The organism is Confluentibacter sediminis (assembly GCF_003258355.1).
Classification (GTDB): Bacteria; Bacteroidota; Bacteroidia; order Flavobacteriales; family Flavobacteriaceae; genus Confluentibacter; species Confluentibacter sediminis.
This window is the reverse complement of the sequence record NZ_QKPO01000034.1, coordinates 1-9,355: the sequence shown is the minus strand read 5'-3', so window position 1 is coordinate 9,355 and position 9,355 is coordinate 1. Positions and strand designations below refer to the sequence as shown.

The window sequence follows — 9,355 nt, the reverse complement described above, 5'->3', positions numbered from 1 at the left end:
AAAGATGACATGGCAATCATCATCAATAATGTTGGCTATGATGCCTTTAAATCAGCTTTGCCAACTTATAGTGAGGCCATGGCACTCAGAGGTCTGGCCGAGAGTTTCGGAAGCATACCCATCGGGGATTTTGATACCGAACAAAAGGCCATTGCCGATAAAAGAATAAGCCGACAGAAGGAGAGAATTTCCAAACTCAAAAAGTCTGTGAAGTCATAATCGAAGCCACTAATTGTTAATTTGATGATTAGTGGCTTTTTTAATTAGTGTTCAATATAAAATATATAATTATGGAAAATTTAAAAGTTGTACAGCTCGATTTCGGTTTTGAGATTAAATCAATATCAGCATTGGAAGAAGTTATAAAACAACCTACAAAGGATAAGAACGATTTCGTTTTTGATTTTATGGATTGCCTCGTAAGTCCAATAATCGTTTTTAAATCTGCATGGCAAGACACGATACCAAAAGACATTCTTGGTAGTATAAAAATATCACGTTTAATATGCTCAATGACACATGAAAAAATGGCATCACTTACAGAGACTTTAGCTTACATAATGCCCAGAACTTATGAAGCACCCATGCCATCTGAATGGGTAAATATTTATACTTGGTTAGGTCTTCAATATGCAATACAATCTAGAAACAATGGGCAATTAGAAGCTATGACTAAAATAGCACCAAAAGAACTTTCAGATTATGAAAAAGGTCTTTTGAACAACCTAAGGCAATGGATTTATGATAAAAGAAGAAAAGCACTCAAGGATATTCTAAAAAGGAATAAAATTTCAAAATCTGATGGTATTCTTGATATTCAAGAGAATCTGTTTTAAAAATTAGAAATTCAACTAACAGGGAAAAATAACATTCTAACCCAATCAGCACATTCCTCTACATTTCGCGAAAAGCTACATTCCGAGAAAAGAGCTTCATTAACAAAGGTCTTGGACACAATCCCCACTTTTTACTTTCCATTCCGTTACCCCTTTCCGCTTCGCTGGAAAGGAACACTGCATTCCAAGTAAAAAGTGTGAATCAAGTCCGCCAAATAGGAAAAAATATTTGCATTTTGTTCCACTTCCTATGATTTTGTATTTCACCAAGAATTTAGGTTCACGTCCCGAACCATCACTGCTATACCTTTTTTTGTCAGCAAAATAACAACATTCAGTTTTATACGACAGCATAACCAGGCTCGTTCCTCGCACTTTTTATATGTCTTAATAAAGCTGAATATTGAACAGCACCAAGCAACAAAAAGAAGGTAACAGTGACGGCTCTATGGGAAGTAAATCTAAAACGGATCTTATGAAATCTTACAAAATCAATAAAAAGGAAGCGGAACAAAAGTTAAAAAAACAAAAAAAGGAAAACGCTCTGGATATAATAAGTAAATCAATTTTAAAGCCTTTCTGAAGGGTTCAGATAGGTAAATATTAATCTTTAAATTTTTAATTATGAGTACTCTAAAAAACAAAGTACAGTTAATTGGCAACGTAGGAAACGAGCCAGAAATCACGAACCTTGAAAGCGGAAAGAAAGTCGCTAAATTTTCAATTGCTACCAATGAATTTTACAAAGATTCAAAAGGTGAGAAACAACAGGACACCCAATGGCACAATATTGTGGCATGGGGCAAGATTGCCGAAATCATAGAAAAATACGTAGACAAAGGAAAAGAAGTTGCTTTAGAGGGGAAATTAATGTCACGCTCTTATGAAACCAAAGATGGAGAAAAAAGATATGTTACCGAAGTGGTAGCCAATGAAATCCTGCTTTTGGGAATTAAGGGCGATGATAACGCCAGTGAATAACTAAAATTAAAAGAGAGCGTTCTAGTGGAAAAGATGCGCTCTCTTTTTCATTATTAACTTCTAAAAAGAAAATCACAATGAAGACACAAGTTAACAAAATAAAAGCTGAACTGCAACATTTTATAGGTTCAGAAACGTTTTATAAAATTCCTTTAATAGGAACTAAATTTACAGATGGAATTAAATATTTGGCAGATGCTGCCGAGTGTTTTTGGTTAGTAACCGATGCTTCAGTAATTGCAAAAAGTTTAATGAACAAAAGCTATTTTGTAACAGTCGATTTTAAACGACTTTCTGAAAAAGAAAGAGCGGAAAAGCAATGCGAGGCTTTAATTGATTATAGTGACGGAAATGGCAATATCTACGAAACACATAGATACCATGTAACGGATTTTCCATTGGATGAATTGCGATTATTTTTTGTCGATAATACGTTGATGCTTCCGAGCGAATATTGATTTTCTATCATGGTATATCTTAATTATTCGAACCTCGATAACGAAACCCAAGAACGTTTGGTTTCGGTTTCCAAAAAAGATGTAGAACATAAATTTGGAAATGAATTGAAACGATACGCCAAAGAACATCATATCGAATATGATACGCTTTTGGAAGAAGAAGCCATAAAAAACCTCTATTCTTACGAGTATGTTTTTAATATTTAAAAGCCAATTATTAACCCAGGACCTTTATTTTTAAAGGTCTTTTTTTGTTCTGCTATTTTATATTCTGCAACAAAAGGAATGGTTTACTAAAGATACTTTTAAACTTCAATTTAAACACTCTTAAAAAATCGAATTTCAATTCGTATTGCAGAAAAAGCCATTACATTTTTGGATGTAATGGTATTTTTTTTGTCCCGATAAATCGGGACGAAAAGGAATAGCAAGAGGGTAACACGCTAAAGCGATGTTTCAATGTTCAGTTTTTACAAAACACTAGTAAAATCAAAGCTTAACGGCGATTGAATATTTTGTTTTTTGAATTTGTAACATCATTTTTTCAGAAAAAATGCTCTCAGCCCAATAAAAACAATAAATTTTTTCAGAAAAAATGGATAAAGGATATGAAAAAGAACGCTTTGAGATGCTTGGAATAAAAGTTTCAGTAGCAAAAAGATTTCGGACATTTTGTAAAAAAATGTCAAAGTCCCAATCCATGACATTGCTTCTAATGCTTGATTTTTTTGAGGAGAATGGGATTTCTCCAAATGAAAAAATTGGTCCCAATATGCAAACCTTGGAGAGCGAAATTAAGAAACGAATCAATGCTGTAATCGCCATCATAAAAGACATTGAAAAGAACCATGACAAACCCACAACAGCGATGCTGCAATCCTTATTTATGGAATTCGAACCTAAGCAACAGAAGCTCATTTTAGAGAAAGAAATTGAAGAAAAGAAAGTTCAGTTTGTAGAAAAAAGATTTAAATAATCAATATAAAATCATGTACATAACAATCACAGCACAAAAATTAGGAGGGAACTATTCTCAAAGTTCTGCAGATTTTGTAGACTATCTAGAGAAAGAAAATCAGGGTTTGGGGCAAGAAGATATAGAACTTTTTTTTAACCAATATGGCGATGAAATAGATGCTAAAGAAGTGGTCAAAGAAATTGATGGTAATACTTTAAAACTCAAAAATAGTGAGCCTAAATTTTATTCAATAACGGTAAGTCCAAGTCAAGCTGAACTTCGAAAATTACAAAACAGTTCTGAAGATTTAAAAACATATACCAGAGCCATCATGAACGATTATGCAACGTCTTTCAATCGGGAAATTAATGGTAAACCAATAACTGTTGACAACATAAAATATTTCGCCAAAATTGAACACCAACGCACGTATAAAGGCACTGACAAACAAGTGCGGGAAAACCAACCTTTTGCTACTAAGATACTTGAGCTGAAAAATGACATTAGGAAAATAGAACACCAACAACTGGAAGGAAACATAAAGCAATTGAAAACTCAAATCGCCAAATTAGAAGCCGATGCACCACACCAACAAAATGGAAAACGTATTGTTCAAGGGATGCAAAAAGACGGCAACCAAAGTCATATCCATGTCATTGTGAGTCGAAAGGATGCTTCTAATTCTGTGAGCTTATCACCAGGATCCAAACACAAAGCTTCAGAGGTAGAAATGCATGGTAAAATAGTAAAACGAGGATTTGATAGAGATGCATTTTTCACAAAAGCAGAAACCACCTTTGACAAAACCTTTGGTTACAAACGCAATTATGCAGAATCGTATAAAGCGAAGAAAGATTTTATTAAAAATCCAAAGCTGTATTTCACAACATTATTAGGTTTGCCAGCAAGTGAAAAAGCCATTGCTTTTAAAATGCTTGCAAAGGCTGGAGTCCCCATGGCTAGTATTTCAACTAATCAAGTGCAATTGGCACTCAAAACGATAAGATACTTAAAAAGGGGTGTGGGTATCGCAATTAAATCGGGTTCAATAGGAATATAATGGATTTAGAAAGCATTATTTTTACAATAGGATTATTTTTTGGAATGATTTTGGTTTTTTCAAGTCTATTCAAATTGACTCGTTATGCCTATGTTATAAACCTATTTTTAATAGCTATTTGCTTATGGATACTATCTAAGCTAAATATTTTTTTGGATCAATGGATTACAAAGATGCTTTATATAGGTTGTCCGCTATTGCTAATCAATACGGTTTTATATGTATTTCTACACACTGAAAATGAAGCTTTCAATTCCAATAATAAATACCAAGTTCAATTTAAAGTAGAAAGAGGAAACTTTAAAATAGATAACATAAAAAGAGGAGCTTCCATTATAGGTTCTGCTGGAAGCGGAAAAACAGAAAGTGTCGTTTATAATTTCCTTCAGCATTTCAGTAAGCATAAATTTTCAGGGGTGATTCACGATTATAAGGATTTTGAAATTACTGAAATGGCATTCCCTTTATTTGAAAAAAACGGAATTGATTTCAGAGTGATTTCATTCGATACTATTTATGATAAAGTCAATCCCATAGCACCACGATATATGGCCAATGAAGAAAGCGTTAATGAGGTTGCCAGGGTACTTATTGAAAATCTGTTGGAGCAAAGGGAGTCAGGAAGTATAGGAACAACTAAATTTTTTAATGATGCCGCAGAAGGTTTGATTGGTGGGTTAATTTGGAAGCTTAAAACCAACTATCCTCAATATTGTACATTGCCTCATTTGATAGCTATTTACCAGTTTTTGGACACTGATAGCCTAATAGCTTTTTTAAGTTCCAATACAACCTCCAGAGCCATGGCAGATGCTTTTATAAGTGGTAAGGATTCCGATAGACAAACAGCTGGTGTGAAAAGTACTTTGGCAAATGCGCTGAAGAAGATATCTACGCAGCGTATTTTTATGACCTTATCTTCGGATGATGTGTCACTTGATATCAATAACCAAGAACAACCTTTAGTGATATCAGTTGTGAACAATCCAAAATATGAAACCGCCTATTCTCCAATTATAGCCACAATAATTCATACCATTACAAAGCAAATGAGCATTAGAAATGCCAATCCTTCATTTTTGATGATGGAAGAGGCACCAACCATTAGGTTGTTGAATATGCACCGTATTCCAGCTACTCTAAGGAGCTATAATATTGCGACTATTTATGTGATGCAAGACAAAATCCAAAACGATATGATGTACGGTGATAAAGCAAGTAAAGCTATTTTGAGTAATCTATCCTATCAATTCTTTGGAAAGGTAAATGATCCAGATACCGCCAAATATTATGAACGTTTTTTTGAAATAGTCAAGAAAGAAACCACAAGTGTGAACCGAGGTCATAACCTCAATTTTGATACACGTATTACTACAGGAGAACGTGAAGTGGCCAAAATTAGAGCGGATGTTTTTTTTAGATTAAAAGGAGGGGAGTTTATTACGTTTGCTGATGGTGAGGATAAAAAAGTTCAATTTAAACTTTCTAAGATTGAAAGACGCTTGCCAACCAAAACCCAAAATTATACAGAAGCTGATTTGGAAGAGAACTTTGAGAGGATTTATAATGAGGTTATGTCGATTTTTAAATGAATGGGTTTTTATGGTTTGGAGATTAATGGATTAAACAACTTCAGTATAATATATTTTTCTTTCGTCTTTATAAATTTCTCTTACAAGTTTCCTTATTTTTACAACTAACAATCGTATTGCAACTCATTCATGGAAATCAACATCTTGAAACCTCGAAAGGCGCTTAACAAAGCTTTCTTAAAAGTTAAACCTAATAGAACCGAAATTGAAAATTTCAAGACAAATTTAACCCAGCTCCTTGAACGAACAAATGATTCGGAATCAGAAGAATTCCATAAAAATTTGGTTTCGGATTTTCTCAAAAAAACCTACTACGAGCCTAATCATTTTATAAATACGAAAGGAAGAAACGACCTTGTCATTCACACAGGTAACAAAGCTAAAGATTTGGTTGGAGTCATCATCGAAGCGAAGAAGCCCACCAACAAAAGTGAGATGTTGACAAAGTCCAAAATAAATGTCAAAGCATTTCAAGAATTGGTACTCTATTATTTGCGCGAGCGAATCACACACAAAAACCTAGAAATAAAATATTTGATTGCCACAAATATTAATGAGTGGTTCATTTTCGACTCAAATATTTTTGAAAAACAGTTTGCTCAAAACAAGTTGTTTGTAAAACAATTCGAAGATTTTGAAAACAAAAGACTATCGGGTACATCCACAGACTTTTTTTATAGTGAAGTTGCCAAACCTTTTATTAATGGCATAGAAAAGGAATTTGAGTTTGCATATTTTGATATCCAAGATTATAAAAAAATTATCACTAATAATAATAAAAAAGATGACAAACAATTAATTGCATTATTTAAACTTTTATCTCCTGAACATCTTTTAAAGTTACCTTTCGTTAATGATAGTAACTCACTTGATAAAAGCTTTTATAGCGAATTATTGCACATCATAGGCCTTACCGAAACAAAAAATGGTGGCAAGAAATTGATTGAGCGCAATGCAAAAGGTCAAAGAAATTCTGGAAGTATTTTGGAAGACACCATTATTCAGTTGGATAGTTTGGATAAAATAAATAGAATTGAAAAAGTCTTCCTTTTCGGCGAAACTTACGAAGAACGTCTTTTCAACGTTGGGCTCAACCTTAACATAACATGGATTAACAGAGTCCTTTTTCTTAAACTATTGGAAGCTCAACTTGTTGCTTACCATAAAGGAGATGAGTCTTATAAGTTTTTGAGCAATGATAAACTTAAAGAATATGATGATTTAAACAGTTTGTTTTTTCAAGTACTTGCAAGAGATTTTAAAGATAGAAATGAAGACGTAAAAAAGCTATTTGAGAAAGTGCCTTATTTGAATAGCTCCCTATTTGAACCCACAGATTTAGAGCATCAAACGGTCTTCATAAGCAATTTAAAAGACGACAAAACTATTCCCATCTTTTCGTCTACGGTATTAAAAGATAATAATGGTAAAAAGAGAACAGGTAATCTCACGACGCTTAAGTATCTATTTGATTTTTTAGAAGCGTATGATTTTAGCAGCGAAGGTTCAGAGGACATACAAGAGGACAATAAAAAACTTATCAATGCTTCTGTACTCGGATTGATTTTTGAAAAAATCAATGGTTATAAAGATGGTTCTTTTTTTACACCTGGAATGATTACCATGTTTATGTGTAAAGAAACCATTCGTAAAGTAGTTATTCAAAAATTTAATGAAGCAAAAAATTGGAATTGTTCTACCGTTACAGAAGTTTACAATAACATCAAAGACAAAGACGAGGCAAATAACATTATAAACAGTATAAAACTTTGTGACCCTGCTGTGGGTTCTGGTCACTTTTTAGTTTCTGCTTTAAATGAATTGATTGCAATAAAAGGCGATTTGAATATTCTACAAGACAAAGAAGGTCGCTTGCTTAAAGATTATCATATTATAGTTGAAAATGACGAACTCATTATCACAGATGAAGAAGGAAAACTTTTTGATTATAATCCAAATAATAAAGAAAGTCAAAGAATACAGGAGACCTTATTTCACGAGAAGGAAACTATCATAGAAAATTGTCTTTTTGGTGTTGATATAAATCCTAATTCTGTTAAAATTTGCCGTCTTCGCTTATGGATTGAGTTACTAAAAAATGCCTATTATAAAACTCCAACGGAATTAGAAACCTTACCTAATATCGATATTAATATCAAAAATGGCAACTCGCTGATTAGTCGTTTCAGTTTGGATAGCGATTTAAAATCCGCGTTGAAAAGTAGTAAAATCTCTATCGATATATATAAAAAAGCTGTTTCAAATTACAGAAACGCTGCAGGAAAGGAACAAAAGCGAGAATTAGAAGAATTAATTTACAGCATCAAATCAAACTTTAGAACAGAAATTAGCAAGAACAGTAAAGAGATTAAAGACCTAAATAAATTACGAGCTGAACTATATACCAAGTATGAGGCAAATCAACTCTTTGAAAACACCCTCACAAAAGCACAATTGAATGATAAGAAAAAACTGGAATCAAAGGTTGAAGTAATCCAAACACATCTCGATGAGATAAAAAACAATAAAATTTACGAAAATGCATTCGAATGGCGTTTTGAGTTTCCTGAAGTACTCAATGTCGATGGCGATTTTATTGGTTTTGATGCCATTATAGGGAATCCACCATATATCCAACTTCAAAAAATGGGAGCTGACGCTGACGCACTTCAAAATGTAGGTTATGACACCTTTGCTAGAACGGGTGATATTTACAGTTTATTTTATGAATTAGGACATAGAATCTTAAGAGAAAAAGGAATACTTACTTATATCACATCAAATAAATGGATGCGAGCAGCCTACGGAGAAAGCTTACGTAAATTCTTTGCAGAAAAAACCGACCCGTTAATATTAATAGATTTTGGAGGCACTCAAATATTTGATACTGCCACGGTGGACACTAATATTCTCATGTTTGCTAAAGACAAAAATAAAGAAAGCACACAAGGTTGTATTGTTAAAGATAAGTCGTTAATTAATTTGGGGGATTATTTTAGACAAAATTCGAATAAAGCGACATATATTAGTTCAGATAGTTGGGTCGTTCTTTCCCAAATTGAACAAGGTATTAAGTCTAAATTAGAGGCAATAGGCAAACCATTGAAGGATTGGGACATTAATATTAACTACGGGATTAAGACTGGATTTAATGAAGCTTTTATCATTGATGGAGAAAAACGTAGAGAATTGATAGAGCAGGACGCAAAAAGTGAAGAAATTATACGACCGTTATTAAGAGGTCGTGATATCAAGAGATACTCCTATGAATTTGCTGAATTGTACATAATAGCAACGTTTCCAAGTCTAAGTATCGACATTGAATTATATCCCGCTGTCAAAGAGCATCTTATGGGATATGGCTATGACAGATTAAAGCAAACAGGAGATAAAGGTTCGAGAAAAAAGACTAATAATCAATGGTTTGAAACTCAAGATAGCATAAGTTATTGGGAGGATTTTTATAAACA

Annotated in this window: 9 protein-coding genes; all 9 read left to right on the top strand. The window is 33.1% G+C overall.

Features of this window, described 5'->3' with window-relative positions:
* Positions 1-219 (top strand): hypothetical protein (locus DKT72_RS17690; RefSeq protein ID WP_162623369.1); only part of this gene is annotated, 219 nt, incomplete at its 5' end.
* A 71-nt stretch (positions 220-290) separates the two neighbouring features.
* Positions 291-836, top strand: coding sequence for a hypothetical protein (locus DKT72_RS17685; RefSeq protein WP_111310082.1), 546 nt, complete (start codon positions 291-293; stop codon positions 834-836).
* A 624-nt stretch (positions 837-1,460) separates the two neighbouring features.
* Positions 1,461-1,817, top strand: a complete 357-nt coding sequence (locus DKT72_RS17670) for a single-stranded DNA-binding protein (RefSeq protein WP_111310079.1) — start codon at positions 1,461-1,463, stop codon at positions 1,815-1,817.
* Positions 1,818-1,894: 77 nt separating this feature from the next.
* On the top strand, positions 1,895-2,275 hold the full coding sequence (locus DKT72_RS17665; RefSeq protein ID WP_111310078.1) for a DUF6876 family protein: 381 nt from the start codon (positions 1,895-1,897) through the stop codon (positions 2,273-2,275).
* Positions 2,276-2,284: 9 nt separating this feature from the next.
* Complete coding sequence (locus tag DKT72_RS17660) at positions 2,285-2,482, top strand: hypothetical protein (protein ID WP_111310077.1); 198 nt, start codon at positions 2,285-2,287, stop codon at positions 2,480-2,482.
* Positions 2,483-2,870: 388 nt separating this feature from the next.
* The gene (locus DKT72_RS17655) at positions 2,871-3,251 is read left to right on the top strand and encodes a BfmA/BtgA family mobilization protein (RefSeq protein ID WP_111310076.1); all 381 of its coding nucleotides are present in this window, start codon (positions 2,871-2,873) and stop codon (positions 3,249-3,251) included.
* Between the two features lie 13 nt (positions 3,252-3,264).
* Positions 3,265-4,293: a MobB family relaxase gene (gene mobB / locus DKT72_RS17650; protein WP_111310075.1), complete on the top strand. Its 1,029-nt coding sequence runs from the start codon at positions 3,265-3,267 to the stop codon at positions 4,291-4,293.
* Positions 4,293-5,885, top strand: coding sequence for a type IV secretory system conjugative DNA transfer family protein (locus DKT72_RS17645; RefSeq protein ID WP_111310074.1), 1,593 nt, complete (start codon positions 4,293-4,295; stop codon positions 5,883-5,885). Before mobB ends, DKT72_RS17645 begins: the two co-directional genes overlap by 1 nt.
* A 129-nt stretch (positions 5,886-6,014) precedes the next feature.
* Positions 6,015-9,355: DUF7149 domain-containing protein (locus tag DKT72_RS17640; RefSeq protein WP_111310073.1), on the top strand; the 3,341-nt coding region annotated here is incomplete at its 3' end.

Bases quoted from the DNA above. Each gene is read 5' to 3' on its own strand.
- DKT72_RS17685 (WP_111310082.1), top strand. From the start codon at position 291: ATGGAAAATTTAAAAGTTGTACAGCTCGATTTCGGTTTTGAGATTAAA.
- DKT72_RS17670 (WP_111310079.1), top strand. From the start codon at position 1,461: ATGAGTACTCTAAAAAACAAAGTACAGTTAATTGGCAACGTAGGAAAC.
- DKT72_RS17665 (WP_111310078.1), top strand. From the start codon at position 1,895: ATGAAGACACAAGTTAACAAAATAAAAGCTGAACTGCAACATTTTATA.
- DKT72_RS17660 (WP_111310077.1), top strand. From the start codon at position 2,285: ATGGTATATCTTAATTATTCGAACCTCGATAACGAAACCCAAGAACGT.
- DKT72_RS17655 (WP_111310076.1), top strand. From the start codon at position 2,871: ATGGATAAAGGATATGAAAAAGAACGCTTTGAGATGCTTGGAATAAAA.
- mobB (WP_111310075.1), top strand. From the start codon at position 3,265: ATGTACATAACAATCACAGCACAAAAATTAGGAGGGAACTATTCTCAA.
- DKT72_RS17645 (WP_111310074.1), top strand. From the start codon at position 4,293: ATGGATTTAGAAAGCATTATTTTTACAATAGGATTATTTTTTGGAATG.